Source organism: Sulfitobacter sp. PR48 (assembly GCF_028807335.1).
GTDB lineage: Bacteria > Pseudomonadota > Alphaproteobacteria > Rhodobacterales > Rhodobacteraceae > Sulfitobacter.
The window spans coordinates 20,905-36,232 of record NZ_JARAMM010000001.1 but is presented as its reverse complement, the minus strand read 5'-3'; the positions used below and the strand labels follow the sequence as shown (position 1 = coordinate 36,232).

General features: G+C 64.2%; 16 protein-coding genes and 1 riboswitch. Of the genes, 9 read left to right on the top strand and 7 right to left on the bottom strand.

The window, feature by feature from the left end; all coding sequences use genetic code 11:
• Positions 1 to 643: 643 nt before the first annotated feature.
• Positions 644 to 988, bottom strand: a complete 345-nt coding sequence (locus PVW51_RS00175) for an antibiotic biosynthesis monooxygenase family protein (protein ID WP_114277441.1) — start codon at positions 986 to 988, stop codon at positions 644 to 646.
• Complete coding sequence (locus PVW51_RS00170; RefSeq protein ID WP_269364175.1) at positions 985 to 1,308, bottom strand: NIPSNAP family protein; 324 nt, start codon at positions 1,306 to 1,308, stop codon at positions 985 to 987. Before PVW51_RS00170 ends, PVW51_RS00175 begins: the two co-directional genes overlap by 4 nt.
• A 72-nt stretch (positions 1,309 to 1,380) precedes the next feature.
• Here PVW51_RS00170 and PVW51_RS00165 point away from each other — a divergent pair, with 72 nt between their 5' ends.
• Entirely contained in the window at positions 1,381 to 2,079 is a 699-nt protein-coding gene (locus PVW51_RS00165; protein WP_274573144.1) for an ArsR/SmtB family transcription factor, read from the top strand.
• 15 nt (positions 2,080 to 2,094) lie between these two features.
• Here the strand turns inward: PVW51_RS00165 and PVW51_RS00160 are convergent, their stop codons facing one another.
• A complete protein-coding gene (locus PVW51_RS00160) occupies positions 2,095 to 2,898 on the bottom strand; it encodes an alpha/beta hydrolase family esterase (protein ID WP_274573143.1) in 804 nt (267 codons plus the stop codon).
• A gap of 94 nt (positions 2,899 to 2,992) precedes the next feature.
• Positions 2,993 to 3,583: an NAD(P)H-dependent oxidoreductase gene (locus PVW51_RS00155; RefSeq protein ID WP_274573142.1), complete on the bottom strand. Its 591-nt coding sequence runs from the start codon at positions 3,581 to 3,583 to the stop codon at positions 2,993 to 2,995.
• Positions 3,584 to 3,725: 142 nt separating this feature from the next.
• On the opposite strand from PVW51_RS00155, the gene PVW51_RS00150 reads away from it, so the two are divergent.
• Positions 3,726 to 4,121, top strand: a complete 396-nt coding sequence (locus PVW51_RS00150) for a metallopeptidase family protein (protein WP_269364182.1) — start codon at positions 3,726 to 3,728, stop codon at positions 4,119 to 4,121.
• A gap of 15 nt (positions 4,122 to 4,136) precedes the next feature.
• Here PVW51_RS00150 and PVW51_RS00145 read toward each other — a convergent pair whose 3' ends face one another.
• Positions 4,137 to 5,795: an NAD+ synthase gene (locus tag PVW51_RS00145; RefSeq protein WP_274573141.1), complete on the bottom strand. Its 1,659-nt coding sequence runs from the start codon at positions 5,793 to 5,795 to the stop codon at positions 4,137 to 4,139.
• 263 nt (positions 5,796 to 6,058) lie between these two features.
• On the opposite strand from PVW51_RS00145, the gene PVW51_RS00140 reads away from it, so the two are divergent.
• Entirely contained in the window at positions 6,059 to 7,513 is a 1,455-nt protein-coding gene (locus PVW51_RS00140) for an MORN repeat-containing protein (protein WP_274573140.1), read from the top strand.
• Positions 7,514 to 7,561: 48 nt separating this feature from the next.
• Entirely contained in the window at positions 7,562 to 8,611 is a 1,050-nt protein-coding gene (locus PVW51_RS00135) for an NAD(P)H-dependent flavin oxidoreductase (protein WP_274573139.1), read from the top strand.
• 39 nt (positions 8,612 to 8,650) lie between these two features.
• Here the strand turns inward: PVW51_RS00135 and PVW51_RS00130 are convergent, their stop codons facing one another.
• Complete coding sequence (locus tag PVW51_RS00130) at positions 8,651 to 9,574, bottom strand: MBL fold metallo-hydrolase (RefSeq protein WP_274573138.1); 924 nt, start codon at positions 9,572 to 9,574, stop codon at positions 8,651 to 8,653.
• A 110-nt stretch (positions 9,575 to 9,684) separates the two neighbouring features.
• On the opposite strand from PVW51_RS00130, the gene PVW51_RS00125 reads away from it, so the two are divergent.
• From PVW51_RS00125 to PVW51_RS00115, 3 genes are read left to right on the top strand one after another with little or no spacing between them, the layout of a single operon-like run.
• Entirely contained in the window at positions 9,685 to 10,086 is a 402-nt protein-coding gene (locus PVW51_RS00125; RefSeq protein ID WP_274573137.1) for a DUF1801 domain-containing protein, read from the top strand.
• A gap of 48 nt (positions 10,087 to 10,134) precedes the next feature.
• Positions 10,135 to 11,469 carry a glutamate--tRNA ligase gene (gene gltX, locus PVW51_RS00120; RefSeq protein ID WP_274573136.1) on the top strand — a complete coding sequence of 445 codons (1,335 nt, stop codon included), beginning with the start codon at positions 10,135 to 10,137 and terminating at the stop codon, positions 11,467 to 11,469.
• A gap of 51 nt (positions 11,470 to 11,520) precedes the next feature.
• Positions 11,521 to 12,921 carry an MATE family efflux transporter gene (locus PVW51_RS00115; protein WP_274573135.1) on the top strand — a complete coding sequence of 467 codons (1,401 nt, stop codon included), beginning with the start codon at positions 11,521 to 11,523 and terminating at the stop codon, positions 12,919 to 12,921.
• Here PVW51_RS00115 and PVW51_RS00110 read toward each other — a convergent pair.
• Positions 12,901 to 13,455: a gamma-glutamylcyclotransferase family protein gene (locus PVW51_RS00110; RefSeq protein WP_269364199.1), complete on the bottom strand. Its 555-nt coding sequence runs from the start codon at positions 13,453 to 13,455 to the stop codon at positions 12,901 to 12,903. The genes PVW51_RS00115 and PVW51_RS00110 overlap by 21 nt on opposite strands.
• 97 nt (positions 13,456 to 13,552) lie before the next feature.
• Positions 13,553 to 13,638: riboswitch (glycine riboswitch) on the top strand.
• 152 nt (positions 13,639 to 13,790) lie between these two features.
• On the opposite strand from PVW51_RS00110, the gene gcvT reads away from it, so the two are divergent.
• Positions 13,791 to 14,915: a glycine cleavage system aminomethyltransferase GcvT gene (gcvT, locus tag PVW51_RS00105; RefSeq protein WP_274573134.1), complete on the top strand. Its 1,125-nt coding sequence runs from the start codon at positions 13,791 to 13,793 to the stop codon at positions 14,913 to 14,915.
• The gene (gene gcvH / locus PVW51_RS00100) at positions 14,902 to 15,294 is read left to right on the top strand and encodes a glycine cleavage system protein GcvH (RefSeq protein ID WP_269364238.1); all 393 of its coding nucleotides are present in this window, start codon (positions 14,902 to 14,904) and stop codon (positions 15,292 to 15,294) included. The genes gcvT and gcvH overlap by 14 nt, the downstream gene beginning before the upstream one ends.
• The last annotated feature ends 34 nt before the right edge of the window (positions 15,295 to 15,328 follow it).

The following is a 15,328-nucleotide window of genomic DNA, read 5'->3' as shown; positions in this document are numbered from 1 at the left end:
CTCTGTTCTGCTGTAAATCCATGGCGCGTCACCATCCCTCTGAGCGGACGCGCCGGATGGCACGCTCAGAGGCGGATTAGCAGCAGCAGGTTGGCACGCAGCAGCGCCGCGCAGGGGCGCGGCAGGGTCGGGATATGGGCGGCGTGTGTCATGCCGCTATTTATACGCCGCGTTTTTCAAATGGAAAGGGGGCAATGCGCTTTGCGGTGAAGTCAGTTCGCGCCGACCCCGGACCTTAGGCTCTGGACCCATTGATTCTATATGCTCAGCGGCGATTTCACGAAATTTCAATGGTTTGGGGCGTGCAGCCAATAGTGGTTCTATTTGCAAGCGACCCAAGACGTTGAAATGAAGTGAAATCGCCGCCCTCCGGGTTTGACGGATTTTCCCGCAGCCTGCGGCGCATCTGCTTGAAATAGAACCACTATTCTTGCGCAGATGCTTCTTGTCTGCGAAAAAATCTGTCAAACTGAGTATATAGAATTAATGGGTCCAGAGCCTAAAAATTTGATACAGCGTCAACGACCCAAATGCGCCCCGCCCGGCCTGCGCCTGATGTCACCCCGGAGGTCGCTTTTCCCTTCGGATCAATGGAGCGCAGGAAGGCCAAAGTCATCCGGCCTTCAACAGCCTGCCTCACCCCTCAGTCATGCGCTGCGCGGCTGTCTTGCGGGGCCTCGGCGCGGTCGAACATGCCATAGTCGCGGATCACATGGGCGATGCGCAGGTGATAATCGGTAAAGATTCCGTCCCGCCCCTTCGCCTGTGCGCCGCGATGTGCCGTCAGCTTGCGCCAGCGCGCAACGGCGGCCTCATCCTCGAAAAACGACAGCGACAGCAGCTTGTCCGGATTCGTCAGGCTCTGGAACCGCTCGACAGAGATGAACCCCTCGACCTCGTCCACCAGCGGGCGCATCGCGGCGGCAATGTCGAGGTAATCCTGGCGGCGATCCGGGTGCGGCATGACTTCGAAGATGACAGCGATCATGTGGCGGCTCCATGCGGGCTGGAGGCCAGTTTCAGAAAGGTCCGCTCCTCGCGCAAGAGGAATTTCTCCGACTGGGCGAAAGCATAGTTTTCCCGGCCCAGCGGGTCTTCGGCCAGCCGGGCGCGGTAGGCTTCATAGGCGGCCAGGCTGGGAATGTTGTAAATGCCATATGCAAGGGTCGATGACCCCTCATGCGGGGCGAAATAGCCGATCAGGTCGGCGCCGCAACGCGGAATCGCCTGTCCCCAGTTGCGGGCGTATTGGCGGAATTGATCGTGTTTGGTAGGGTCGATTTCATATTTGATGATACAGGTCAGCATGGGGTGTCCTTCATGTTTGCACCTCCGGTCTAGCCTATTGAACGCACCCAATGCTTCGACTAGGGTCGAAGTATGAAAGAAGGCCCTGACATATCCCGCATTGCAGCCCTGATCGGAGATCCGGCACGCGCCAATATCCTGGGCGCGCTGATGAGCGGCAAGGCCCTGACCGCCACTGAACTGGCGGCAGAGGCGGGGGTGACCGTGCAGACAGCCAGCACCCATCTGGCCAAGCTGGAGGACGGCAGGCTGATCGCCCACCGCAAGTCCGGGCGGCACAAGTATTTCACCCTTGCCGGTGCAGAGGTCGGCCATGCGCTGGAGGCGCTGATGGGTCTTGCGGCGGGGGCAGGCCACCTGCGCACCCGGACCGGGCCGCGCGATCTGGCCCTGCGCGAGGCGCGTGTCTGCTACAACCATCTGGCCGGGGAACGGGGCATCGCGCTCTATCAGGGGCTGCTGGCCCGTGGCGCGATTGCCGAAGACGGGCCTGCGCTGATCCTCACCGAAGAGGGCAATGCCTTGCTGGCGGATTTCGGCGTTGATGTCGCGGCGCTGCAAAAGGGTCGCGTGCCGATGTGCCGGCCCTGCCTGGACTGGAGCGCGCGGCGCAATCATCTGGCAGGCGCGGTCGGACGGGCAATGCTGGCACGGATGCAGGTGCTGGGCTGGTGCAAGAGGGTCGAGGGCACCCGCGTGATCGACTTCAGCGCCGCGGGGCGCGCGGCATTCGATCGCAGGTTCGGGGTGTCGGGCGCAGCGGCGTCCTGACCGGCCGGCAGCAAATCAAAGCTGCCCGGCCTCTTTCAACTGTTCGATCCCGTAAAGCAGATGTTCGGTGCGAAAGGAATGGCCGCCGGGAAACAGGCAGAAATCAAGGATTTCGCCTGATGCATTGGTTTTGTCTTCGCAGGTCAGATCGCCTGCGCTGGCAGGTTGTGCCGGGCCAAAGCCGCCGAAATCCGTGTAAAGGGCAAGCGCATCCGATACCTTGCCCTGTCTGGTCTCGTTGATGGCGCGGCCATCCAGTGGCACGGTGTTGTCCGCGTCGCCGTGAATGTGAACGATGGAGGATACCGGCTGCGCGCAGGTCTCGGGCGGTTCCAGCCAGAAGGTGCCGGACATCGGGATGAAACCCGCAAAACCCTGCGGGTGGCTGCAGGCCAGGTTCCAGACCATCATTCCGCCTGCCGAAAAACCGGAGACGATGATCCGTTCCGGGTCGATGGCGAAACGCGCCTGCGCATCGGCCAGAACCGCATCGAAATAGTCGAATTCCGCCGCGCCGGTGCTGTCGAAAGTGCCAGGCCCCTTGGGCAAATCCCACGACCCGTCCACGCCCTGCGCGGCAATCAGGGCCAATCCTGCGTCCGATACCATGCGGCGCAGGCTGCCGTTGCGCATCGCCCCGGCGGCAGAGCCGCGGTAGCCGTGCGACCAGACCAGCGCCCCCACCGGGGTCTTGCCATCATAGCCTTCGGGCATTGCGATACGGTAGGTCCTGTCGCCCAGCACGCAATCCGTGTCGGCACCACAGGCAAAGGCGGGTGAAGCAGAGATCAGGGCAAGCAACAGGGCTGAAATACGCATGGGCATCCTTTGGCATACCGGCGTTTCCGGTACAAATCACATGATCGTTTGCGCGGGGCCGCGCCGATCACGACGCGACCCGAATGCCATTGTGTCAGCCGTTGAGCCTGGCGGTGATCTCCACCAGGCGCTTGGCCTGAAACCCGACCGATTTCTTGCCGAGGTCGTCGAACTTGCCCGCCGTGCCGGAATAGCCATAGGGGTTCCCGTCTTCGAACTTGACCTCATCCGCATAGCCCGGCGCGACGATGATGGTGCCCCAGTGCATGGCCGATTTGTAAAGGTTCTGGATCGTGCCTTCGCGCCCGCCATGAGCGGTCTGCGCCGAGGTCGTCGCGGTGATGGTCTTGTTCACCAGCTTGCCCTGCTGCCAGAGCGGGCCAAGCGTGTCGATAAACGCGGCCATCTGGCTGGGCAGGTTGCCGTATCGCGTCGGGACAGAGAAGAAATAACCGTCCGCCCATGTCATGTCATCGTGGGAGACTTCGGGAATGTCCTTCATCTTTTCCAGCTGGGCCTTCCAGGGCTCCTGACCGTCGACGACGGATTGCGGCGCGGTTTCGGCGGCGCGGCGCAGGCGGACCTCGGCACCCGCCGCTTCCGCGGCTTCCTGCGCGGCCAGCGCAATCTGATGGTTTGTTCCGTAGGTGGTGTAGAAGATGATGGCGATCTTGGGGTTGGCCATGTGCGGCTCCTTGGGTTTTGTTCGCTGGACCAATGGCCGGGCGCGCGCTTTGGTTCCGCTCGGGCATGCACAGGCACTGTGCGAAATTGTCAGATTCCCGGCCGCTCTTTTACTTTGCCCCGCGCCTGACCATATCAACTGAATGACCCCGGATGCCCCAGACCTCGACAGTTTCGAAGATATCGCCCTGCGCACGGTCGAGGGTTTCCCGCCGCCCTTCCGCGACGCGGCGCGGCAGGTGCTGCTGCGGGTGACAGACTGGCCGACGAAAGAGATGCTGGCCGCCCTGCAGATCGCCGAACCTGTCCGGCTCACAGGGCTTTACGAAGGCATCCCGATGACCCGCAAATCAGTGCTCGACATGGCGATGCAGCCCGATACGGTCTGGCTGTTCCGCGAACCGATCCTGCACGAATGGCGTCTGCGCGGGAACGTGGAGATCGAGGATCTGATCGCCCATGTCACAATCCACGAATTCGCCCATCATTTCGGCTGGTCCGACGCGGAAATCGCCCGCGTCGCCCCCTGGGAGACCTGAGGCGCGGCGCGCCTTTCAGGACGGATCGCGCCAGCGGTTCACGATGGGATAACGCCGGTCCAGCCAGAAGGCCCCCTTGGTCAGGCGCGGGCCGGGTGCGGATTGAAAGCGCTTGTATTCGCTGATGTAGATCAGGTGCTCGACCTTTTTCGCCACATCGCGTTCAAACCCTGCGGCGACGCAATCGGCGACCGACCCGTCCTGATCCACCAGAATGTCCAGGATTGCATCCAGTTCCGGATAATCGGGCAGGCTGTCGCTGTCCTTTTGATCCTCGCGCAGCTCGGCGCTGGGCGGCTTGGTGATGATATTGTCGGGGATCACGGCACCGGCAGGCCCCATCATCCAGTCACGGTGGTTTTCATTGCGCCAGCGGCAGGTCTCGAACACGCGGGTCTTGTAGAGATCCTTGATCGGGTTGTAGCCGCCCGCCATGTCGCCATAGATCGTGGCATAGCCTACCGCGACCTCTGACTTGTTGCCGGTGGTCAGCAGCATTTCCCCGAATTTGTTGGACATCGCCATCAGCAGCAGGCCGCGCAGGCGGGACTGGATGTTTTCCTCGGTCAGGTCCGCATCGCGCCCTTCGAACAGCGGGGCGAGGGTGTTGGTGATCGCCTGACGCCCTTCCCTGATCGGCACATAGTCATAACGGCAGCCAAGCGCCTTTGCCACGGCCTCCGCATCGTCGAGCGAGGATTGCGAGGTATATTCCGAAGGCAGCATCACGCAGCGCACGTTCTCCGCGCCCAGGGCATCCACCGCGATGGTGGCGACGATAGCCGAATCGATGCCGCCCGACAGGCCCAGCAGCACCTGTCTGAACCCGGTCTTTGCCATGTAGTCGCGCAGCCCCTGCACCATGACGCGGTAATCCTGCTCCCAGGCGTCGGGCAACGAGGCAAACGGCTGTTGCACGACGCGCCAGCCCTCCGGTCCGCGTTCCAGATCGACGTGATGCACCATTTCATCGAAGGCAGGCATCTGCATTGCCAGCCTGCCGCCGGGATTCAGCGCAAAGGAGGCACCGTCGAACACCTGATCGTCCTGTCCGCCCACCATGTTGAGATAGATCAGCGGCAGCCCGGTTTCGACAACGCGGGCGACCATCATGTTCATGCGGGTGTCCAGCTTGCCCCGGTAATAGGGCGACCCGTTCGGCACCAGCAGGAACTCCGCCCCGGTCTCGGCCAGGGTCTCCGACACCTCCGGGTGCCAGGCGTCCTCGCAGATCGGGCTGCCGACACGGGTGTTGCCCACCGCATAGGGGCCGCCCAGCGGACCGGAATCAAAGATGCGAACCTCGTCAAAGACCGTCTCGTTGGGCAGGTTGTGCTTGAGCGTGCGGTTGGCGATCCTGCCGTTCTTGAGGATCAGATAGGCGTTGAACAGCTCTGTCCCCTCCGCCCAGGGCGCGCCGATGGCCAGCGCCGGACCGTCGGCGCAGTCCTTTGCCAATTGGTCGATATGGGTCATCACATCCAGTTGAAACGCCCGTTTCATCACCAGATCCTGGGCGTTGTAGCCGGTGATGAACATTTCCGGCAGCGCCACAAGGTCGGCATTCGCCGCCTTGCCCTCTGCCCAGGTCCTTGCCGCCAGCGCGGCATTGCCCGCAAGATCGCCCACGGTGGGGTTCAATTGGCCAAGGGTGATGCGGAAACGGTCTGCCATGGAAACGCCTTTGCGGTTTGGTCTGCCCCGGATGTAACAGATCAGTCAGGGGGGAAAAGCCCAAAGGATGCCGCAATGCCGCCCCTCGCAGGGGGCAGGTGGAAAGAAAAACCGCGCCGCCCCGCGCCCGGTGATCCCGATTGCGGCGGTTTGGCGCGAGGTGAGCGGATGTGGCGCAAAAGACGATTGCCCCTCTATGCCCCATTGCTTAGGCTTACCGGCGACCCCGCCTGATGCGCGGCGCAAACAATACGGGTATGCCGATGTCCTTTCGTTCGATGATCTTGTGCCTTTCCCTGCTTGCTGTGCCGGCCCTGGCGCAGGAGGGGCAGGTCCTGACCAAGCAATACGACGATGGCGGCGTCTATGAAGGGGCGTTCCGCGGCGGCCTGCAACACGGGCAGGGCACCTACAAGCTGCCCAATGGCTATGAATATTCCGGCAACTGGGAAGATGGCGAGATCAAGGGCGAGGGCGTCGCACGCTTTCCCAACGGGTCCATCTACGAGGGCAATTTCTCAAAAGGGAAGCCGGAGGGTTTCGGCAAGATCACCTTTGCCGATGGCGGCACCTATGAAGGCGACTGGGTGGCAGGCGCGATCATGGGCCAGGGTGTCGCGCTTTACGCCAACGGGGTGCGCTACGAGGGCGGTTTCCGCAATGCCAAGCACCACGGCAAGGGCGTGATGCAAAGCCCCGGCGGCTATGAATACAAGGGCGACTGGATCGAAGGTGTCAAACAGGGCACCGGCACCATCACCTATCCGGACGGCGCGGTCTATGAAGGCGCGATCGAGGCGGGCAAGCGCAATGGCGAGGGCACGCTGACCATGCCCGACGGTCTGGTCTATGTCGGGCTCTGGCAGGACGGCCAGATCGAGGGCACCGGCACGCTGACCCAGCCCAACGGCGATGTCTACGAGGGCAACCTCGTGGCCGGACGCCGCGAGGGGCAGGGCAAGGTGACCTATGCCAATGGCGACACCTATGTCGGCTCCTTCAAGGATGACCGGCGCGACGGGCAGGGGACTTTCACGGGCGCGGATGGCTATGTCTATACCGGGTCCTGGGTGGCCGGACAGATCGAGGGCGAAGGCCAGGTGACCTATCCTGACGGTTCGGTCTATGTCGGTGAATTCCGCGACGACCTGGCCGATGGACAGGGCAAGATCACCTATCCCGACGGCTCCACCTATGAAGGCGCCTGGTCGGCCGGCGTGATCGAGGGCGAGGGCCGCGCGACCTATCCCAACGGGGTTGTCTACGAGGGCGGCTTTTCCAATGCCCGCAACGAGGGGCAGGGCGTGATGACCTATGCTGACGGCTATCGTTACGAGGGCATGTGGAAAGACGGCCAGCGTCACGGCATGGGCACCGCGACCTATCCCGACGGGACGGTCTATGCGGGCAACTTCGAAGACGGCAAGCGCCACGGACGCGGCAAGATCACCATGGCGAACGGCTTTGTCTATGACGGTGAATGGACCCGGGGCGAGATCGAGGGCCAGGGCGTTGCCACCTATGCCAATGGCGACGTCTACGAAGGCACCTTCAAGGCGGGCAAGCGTCAGGGCACCGGCACCATGCGCTATGCCTCGGGCGAACAGGCCAGCGGCGACTGGGACAATGGCGCGCTGACGGATCCTGCGTCCGGCGATGGTGCCGCGGCAGCGGAGACCACCCCGCCCAGTGACGAAACCCCGCCCAGCGATCAGTAATTTCACCCGGCGGGTGCGCTGACCGCCGCTTTTGTCAAAAGGTGCTGCATGCTGGACAGTCTTGGCATTCAACTTCCGATCTTTCAGGCCCCGATGGCCGGGGTTTCGACCCCTCGTATGGCCGCGGCGGTGTCAAACGCGGGCGGGCTGGGCGCGATTGGCGTGGGGGCGACCGATGTTGCCGGTGCCGCGCAAATGATCGCGGAGACCCGCGCCGCGACAGATCACCCCTTCAACGTCAATGTCTTCACCCATGAGACGCCACAGGCGGACCCGCAGGCGGAGCGCGCCTGGCTCGACCTTCTGCGCCCGCTCTTTGCCGAATTTGGTGCCGAGCCGCCCGCAGAACTGCATACGATCTATCAAAGTTTCAACGACAACCCCGACATGCTTTCCCTGCTGGTCGAGACCCGTCCGGCGGTTGTCAGCTTTCACTTCGGCCTTCCCACACCACAGGCTGTCACGGCGCTGCGCGATGCGGGCATCACCCTTCTGGCGACGGCGACGAACCTGGAAGAGGCGCGCCGCATCAGGGCTGCGGGCATGCACGGCATCGTTGCCCAGGGGATCGAAGCGGGCGGCCACCGCGGCGTGTTTGACTGCGCGGCTCCCGACCCGCAGCTTGGCACCTTCGCGCTGACCCGGCTGCTGACCGCTGAAATCGACCTGCCGGTGATCGCGGCGGGCGGGATCATGGATGGCGGGGGCATCGCCGCCGCGCTGAATCTGGGGGCTGTCGCGGCGCAGCTTGGCACCGCCTTCATCGACTGTGCCGAATCTGCCGCTGATGACGCCTACCGCGCGGCGCTGCATGGGCCGGGGGGCTATCACACGCGCCTGACCCCGGTCATTTCCGGTCGTCCGGCCCGCGCGCTCGAAAACCGGTTCACGGCCAGCGACAGCGTCGCACAGGGCGGCACGCCGCCCGCCTATCCGATCGCCTATGACGCAGGCAAGGCGCTGCATGCCGCCGCAAAAGCCGCCGGTGAACATGGCTTTGGTGCGCAATGGGCCGGGCAGGGCGCCCCGCTGGCCCGGACCCTGCCCGCAGCGGAACTGGTGGCGGTCCTCGCTCGGGAGCTTCAGGCGCGGCGCTGACAACCCGGCACGGGGCGGCCCCTCGCCGGGCGCATCATCTCACAGCATCAGCTGATAGCTGTGCGGCAGATAGGCAAACCCGTCCTCCCGCGTCTCCACATAGCCGAAGGCGGGGAAGGGCATGTGATAGCCGACAAAGGGGATGCCATCGGTCGCCAGCATGTCCAGCAGGCGACGGCGGGTCGCGGCGGCGGCTGCCTTGTCCTGATCGAATTTTACCTCCCAGTCCGGATGGGCCAGCGACCAGACATAATGGTTCGCGAAATCCGCCCCGAGCACCAGTTGCCTGCCGTCGGATTCGATCATGTAGGCCATGTGGCCCGGCGTATGGCCAAAGGCCGCCATCGCCGTGATGCCAGAGGCAACCGACCCGCCGTCATCCAGGAACGTCATCTGCTCTGCCAGCGGCTTGACCTTGGTATTGAATCCTTCGTTGTCCATCTCGGACCAGGCATCGAACTCCACCTGGCCGGTGACATAGCGCGCATTGGGAAAGGTCGGCGCATCGCCCGTCATCAGCCCGCCGATGTGATCGCCGTGCATATGGGTCAGCACCACAATGTCCACCTGATCGGCGGCATATCCCGCCGCCTGCAGCGCCGCCAGCGTGCCTTCGGCGCTCAGCCCGGTATCGAAAAGGACCAGTTCCGACCCGGTGTTGACCACCGTGGGCGTGAAGAAGAACTGCGCAACCTCCGTCGGGATATGCGCGGCCCGGGACACGCTTTCGAAAGTCTCGTGATCCACGTTCAGGCCAAAGATGTCATGCGGCGCTTCGACCGGGCGGGTGCCCGCGAGGATCGTCGTGACATCATAACCGCCAAGCGAGACACGCCGGAACGGCGCGCTGCCCGCACCCATGATCGGCGCTTCGGCGCGGGCAGAGGTCGCCATCGCGGCCAATGGCAGTGCAGCGGCACCGGCAAGGGCGCTGCGGCGGGACATCTTGAGGCTGTTTCGCATGGCTTGGTCCTTTGGTTTATTACTGGTTGTCGGAATGGTAGCCTCTCTTTGCTGCCCGCCAATACAATTCCGGGCGGGCTGCCATCATATTTTCGTCAGGAGCAGGTGCGATGACAGACGTCCCCACTTTCCTCGCCGGGGTCACCCCCGAGAGGCGGCACCGCGAGGCGGTTGAACTCGACGCCTTCTTTCAACGGGTCACAGGCTGGAAGCCGGTGCTCTGGCGCGGCGGGATGCTGGGGTACGGGACGTATGATTACACCTATGCATCGGGCCGCAGCGGCAACTTTCTCGCGACGGGTTTCGCACCCCGCAAGGCCAGGCTGTCAATATACGTGATGCCAGGATATTCCGATTTCGGCCCGATCCTGACCCGGCTCGGCAAAAATGCAAAGGGCATGTCTTGCCTTTACCTCAACAAGCTGGCGGAGGCGGACATGGAGGTGCTGGAGGAACTGATCCGCGCCGGACTGGCCGACCTCGCGAAGCGCTGGCCGGTGCATCCGACCTAGACAAACATTCGGCTCTGTGACACTTGACCGGGGTCCAAGGAGAACAGCATGTCCGCCGATACCGTCACCCGTTTCGCCCCTTCCCCCACCGGTTACATCCACGTGGGCAACCTGCGCACGGCGCTGATGAACTACCTGATCGCGCGCAAGGCGGGCGGCACCTTCATCCTGCGCATCGACGACACCGACCCGGAGCGGTCGAAGGAAGAATATGTCGACGGCATCAAGCAGGACCTGACCTGGCTGGGGCTGGAATGGGACCGGGTGGAGCGCCAGTCGGAACGGCTGGACCGCTATCACGCCGCCGCCGACGAACTGCGCGCCAAGGGCCGGTTCTATGAGGCTTTCGAGACCCCGACCGAGCTGGACCTCAAGCGCAAGAAACAGCTGAACATGGGCAAGCCACCGGTCTATGACCGCGCGGCGCTGTCCCTGACCGATGCACAGAAGGACGCGCTGCGGGCCGAGCGCGGCAGCGGTGTCTGGCGGTTCAAGCTGGACCAGAGCCGGATCGAATGGGCCGACGGCATCCTTGGCGATATTTCAATCGACGCGGCCAGCGTCAGCGACCCGGTGCTGATCCGGGGCGACGGGCAGATCCTCTACACCCTGGCCTCTGTCGTCGATGACACCGAGATGGGCGTGACCCATGTGGTGCGCGGGTCTGACCATGTGACCAACACGGCGACCCAGATCCAGATCATGCAGGCGCTGGGCTTTGATCACCCCGCCTTTGCCCACCATTCGCTGCTGACCGGCCCCCAGGGCGAGGCGCTGTCCAAACGCCTCGGCACCCTGGCGCTGCGCGATCTGCGCGAACAGGGTGTCGAACCCTTTGCCCTGCTCAGCCTGATGGCGCGGCTGGGCTCCTCCGACCCGGTGGAACTGCGCACCGACATGGCCGCGCTGATCGAGGGTTTCGACATCGAACGCTTCGGCTCTGCCCCGACGAAATTCGACGTGCAGGACCTGTTCCCGCTGACCGGCCGCTACCTGCAGACCCGCACCGCCGAGGATGTCGCGGAGACGATTGCCGGTCTGGGCGTGCCGCAGGCGCAGGCGGCGCAGTTCTGGGCTGTCACACGGGAAAACATCGAAACGCTGCATGACCTCAAACCCTGGTGGGAAATGTTCCGCGACGGCGCCGACCCGGTGATCGAGGACGGTGACGAAGCCTTTGTCGCCGAAGCCATGGCGCTCTTGCCCGAGATGCCCTTTGACGAGACCACCTGGTCCAGTTGGACCGGCGCCGTCAAGGAGGCGACAGGCCGCAAGGGCCGCGGGCTGTTCCGACCCCTGCGGCTGGCGCTGACAGGGCAGGAACACGGGCCGGAAATGGCTGCTGTAATGCCCCTGCTGCGGGTCGTGAAAGCGCGCGGGTGACCTGCGTCCGACAGGACCGGCGCAGGAGCGCGCCGCACGCCGGGGCCTGTCATGCCTGAAGGGGCGCAGGCCAAGTTCCTGACCGGCAACCTGTTTGTGCATGTTGCGGTCATGGCCTTGACCTCCTCCATCGGTCTGATGGCCGTCTTCCTGGTCGACTTTGTCGATATGATCTTCATCTCGATGCTGGGGCGGTCGGAACTGGCGGCGGCGGTGGGCTATGCCGGCGCGATCCTGTTCTTTACCGCCTCTTTCGGCATCGGCATGGGCATCGCCGCGGGCGCGCTGGTGGCCCGGGCGCTGGGCGCGAATGATCCCGTGCTGGCGCGCGAACGCTCGACCCATGCGCTGCTCTATGGGCTGATGTTCGGCATTGTCTTTTCCATCGTGGTCTGGTCGGCGCTGCCCTGGCTGGTCAACATGCTGGGCGCGCGCGGAGAGACCGCCGGACAGGCGATACATTTCCTGCAGATCGTCGTGCCCTCGGTGCCCTTCCTGATGGTCGGCATGATGGGGTCCGCCATCCTGCGCGCCCATGGCGATGCGCGACGGGCGATGATGGCCACGATTGTCGGCGGTATCGTCAACGCGGTGCTGGATCCGATCCTGATCTTCGGGCTGGACCTTGAACTGACCGGGGCCGCCATCGCCTCCTTTGTTGCGCGGGTGGCGATTTCAGGCATGGCGATCTGGCCCCTGATCAAGGTCTATGACGCCCTGGTGCGGCCCCATTTCAAGGGCATGCTGCGCGACCTTGCCCCGGTGATCGCCATCGCCTTTCCGACCATCCTCGCGCAGGTCGCAACCCCGGTGGGGCAGGCCTATATCACCCGCGTCATGGCCGAATACGGCGAGGATGCGGTGGCAGGCATGGCTGTGGTGGCGCGGCTGATGCCGGTTGCCTTTGCCGTGGTCTTTGCCCTTTCGGGGGCGGTGGGGCCGATCATCGGCCAGAACTATGGCGCGGGCAACATGGCGCGGGTCCGGCGCGGCTTCACCGCGGCGGTCATTTTTGTCGCATTGGTGATCCTGAGCGTGTCTGCGGTGCTGTTTGCGCTGCGCGCGCCGATTGCCGATCTCTTCAACGCGACCGGCGTCGCCCGCGACCTGATCTATCTGTTCTGCGGCCCGCTCTCGCTCGCCTTCTTCTTTCCCGGCGTGCTGTTCGTGGCAAATGCCGTGTTCAACAACCTCGGCCAGCCGTTCCTCTCCACGGTAACCAACTGGGGCCGCAACGCGGTGGCCCTGATTCCGCTGGTCTGGATCTGCGCGGCCATCGGGGACGCCCCCGGTGTGCTGGTGGGCCAGTCGCTGGCCGGTGTCGTCTTTGGCGTGGTGGCCTGGGTCATGGCGCTGCGCTGCATCGCGCGTGGCGGCAAGCCAGAGGGGCGCGGCAAGGAGATTTTCGGGCGGGAGGGCCGCCTGATGACCCTATTCCACGCGCGCCGATAACCGCGCGAGGTGATCGTCCACCAGCGCTGTTTCCGCCGCCGACAACACCTTGTGCCGGGGATAACGCGGTGCGGCACGGTCGTTCAGTACCGGCGTGTCCCAGCCATCGGTGGTGTCAAAGAACGCGGCAACCCCCGCCTCGCCGAATTCATGCAGGAAACCCTGCACCACCACGTCGAGATAGCTCAGCAGGATGGCATGGTCGCCCGGCACCCCGGTGTCGGCGGGCGGCACCGCATAATGGGCGATGTCCGGCGCGGGGCTGATCGGATGGATCACCGCACCGCCCGATGACAGCCGCGCGTAACCTGCTTCGCGGGCATCCAGCGCGGCCCAGTCGGCCCCCGGCACGGCCGCAATCAACCCGTCGATGGTGGTGCCGGGGTCCTCGACCACGCTGAGAAACACAAGATCACGCACCGCTGTGCGCACCCAGGCCCGCCGCCAGCCGCGCAACCGGGCGGGATGGGCGTCGGGGTAATTGTGGGTCTGGCGGTTCACAAGGCTGCCATAGCCGAAAAAATAGGGGGTCATGCTGTCCGGGGTCCGTCAATTGTGCGGGCAACAGATCATTGATGTCAGGGGCGTACAACCCCGCTTGACGCCCCATGTGCCCCCGGCATACCAAAGGACATCCGCCACGGGAGAATCGGACCAACCGATGCCGAAGGAGCAACCGCCCCGGAAACTCTCAGGCTCAGGGACCGTGCCGGATATCGACACTCTGGAGAGTGGTGCGACACGCACCCGCCGAAGGGATAACGATCTCAGGCGAAAGGACAGAGGGGGCATCTTGGACCGCGATCTGCGGGGGAAAGATGCCGGATTGATCCCTGGGGACAGCGGCAGGAATATGGGACGCTGCGCCGATGGATGATCTGAAACATACTGCCCTTTTTGACCTGCATGTGGAACTGGGTGCCCGAATGGTGCCCTTTGCGGGCTATGCCATGCCGGTGCAATACCCTTTGGGCGTGATGAAGGAACACCAGCATACCCGCGACGCGGCAGGTCTTTTCGATGTCAGCCACATGGGGCAGGTGATCCTGTCGGGGCCGTCCTGGGACGTGGTCGCCCGCGCCTTTGAGACTCTGGTGCCGATGGATGTGCTGGGCCTGGAGGACGGGCGCCAGCGCTACGGGTTTTTCACCAATGACGCTGGCGGGATCGAGGATGACCTGATGTTCGCCCGGCGCGGCGGGGACCTGTTCGTGGTGGTCAACGCGGCCTGCAAGGAGGCCGACATCGCCCGGATGAAAGCGGCCCTTGAACCCGAAGTGACCGTGACCCCGCTGACCGACCGCGCGCTGATCGCGCTTCAGGGGCCGGCGGCGGCAGCGGTGATCGCCGCGCTGGACAGCCGCGCCGATGATATGGGGTTCATGGATCTGCGCGATCTGGAACTCGATGGCGTGCCGGTCTGGGCCTCGCGCTCCGGCTACACGGGAGAGGACGGGTTCGAGATTTCCGTGCCGGAAGCCCGGGCAGAGGGCCTGACCCGCACCCTGCTGGCGCAGGACGGGGTCGAGGCCATCGGCCTCGGCGCGCGGGATTCGCTGCGGCTGGAGGCGGGACTGTGCCTTTACGGACATGACATCGACACCGGCACCACCCCGGTTGAAGGCGCGCTGACCTGGGCGATCCAGAAGGTGCGCCGCGCCGGGGGCGACCGCGCGGGTGGCTTTCCGGGTGCGGCCATCGTGTTGGACCAGATCAGCGAAGGGGCCGCGCGCAAGCGCGTCGGCCTGCTGCCCGAAGGCCGCGCGCCGATGCGCGAAGGCACCGAGGTTTTCGACGCCGCCGAGGGTGGCACCCGCGTCGGGCAGGTGACATCGGGCGGCTTTGGGCCCACCGTTGGGACACCCGTGGCGATGGGCTATGTAGAGGCGGGGTCTGCCGGGATCGGCACATCCCTCTGGGGAGAGGTCAGAGGCAAGAGACTGCCCCTCACCGTGGCGAAGCTGCCCTTCGTGGCGGCGAATTTCAAACGATGAAGTCAACAGGGAAGAAGACATGAAATTTACCGAAGAACATGAATGGCTGCGCGAGGAAGACGGCGAAATGGTGGTCGGCATCACCATCCATGCGGCCGAGCAACTGGGCGATGTGGTCTTTGTCGAACTGCCGGAGGAAGGCACCATCGTCAGCAAGGACGACGAGGTTGTGGTGATCGAAAGCGTCAAGGCGGCCTCCGACATCCTGGCGCCTGTGGATGGCGAGATCACCGAAGTGAACAGTGCCCTGGCAGAGAATCCCAGCCTGGTGAACGAGGACCCGCAGGGCGATGCCTGGTTTTTCAAGATGAAGATCAGCGACCCGTCGCAGCTGGACGAATTCATGGACGAAGCCGGATACCAGAAATTCATCGGCTGATCCGGCCGCACCCGCCGGAGCCTCCGGCGGGGAT

Coding starts and splice junctions, on each gene's coding strand:
- PVW51_RS00145 (WP_274573141.1), bottom strand. CDS start 5,795: ATGGCAGACCGTTTCCGCATCACCCTTGGCCAATTGAACCCCACCGTG.
- PVW51_RS00160 (WP_274573143.1), bottom strand. CDS start 2,898: ATGCGTATTTCAGCCCTGTTGCTTGCCCTGATCTCTGCTTCACCCGCC.
- PVW51_RS00150 (WP_269364182.1), top strand. CDS start 3,726: ATGACCCCGGATGCCCCAGACCTCGACAGTTTCGAAGATATCGCCCTG.
- PVW51_RS00110 (WP_269364199.1), bottom strand. CDS start 13,455: ATGACCCCCTATTTTTTCGGCTATGGCAGCCTTGTGAACCGCCAGACC.
- PVW51_RS00165 (WP_274573144.1), top strand. CDS start 1,381: ATGAAAGAAGGCCCTGACATATCCCGCATTGCAGCCCTGATCGGAGAT.
- PVW51_RS00175 (WP_114277441.1), bottom strand. CDS start 988: ATGATCGCTGTCATCTTCGAAGTCATGCCGCACCCGGATCGCCGCCAG.
- PVW51_RS00130 (WP_274573138.1), bottom strand. CDS start 9,574: ATGCGAAACAGCCTCAAGATGTCCCGCCGCAGCGCCCTTGCCGGTGCC.
- PVW51_RS00125 (WP_274573137.1), top strand. CDS start 9,685: ATGACAGACGTCCCCACTTTCCTCGCCGGGGTCACCCCCGAGAGGCGG.
- gltX (WP_274573136.1), top strand. CDS start 10,135: ATGTCCGCCGATACCGTCACCCGTTTCGCCCCTTCCCCCACCGGTTAC.
- PVW51_RS00170 (WP_269364175.1), bottom strand. CDS start 1,308: ATGCTGACCTGTATCATCAAATATGAAATCGACCCTACCAAACACGAT.
- PVW51_RS00115 (WP_274573135.1), top strand. CDS start 11,521: ATGCCTGAAGGGGCGCAGGCCAAGTTCCTGACCGGCAACCTGTTTGTG.
- PVW51_RS00135 (WP_274573139.1), top strand. CDS start 7,562: ATGCTGGACAGTCTTGGCATTCAACTTCCGATCTTTCAGGCCCCGATG.
- PVW51_RS00155 (WP_274573142.1), bottom strand. CDS start 3,583: ATGGCCAACCCCAAGATCGCCATCATCTTCTACACCACCTACGGAACA.
- PVW51_RS00140 (WP_274573140.1), top strand. CDS start 6,059: ATGTCCTTTCGTTCGATGATCTTGTGCCTTTCCCTGCTTGCTGTGCCG.
- gcvT (WP_274573134.1), top strand. CDS start 13,791: ATGGATGATCTGAAACATACTGCCCTTTTTGACCTGCATGTGGAACTG.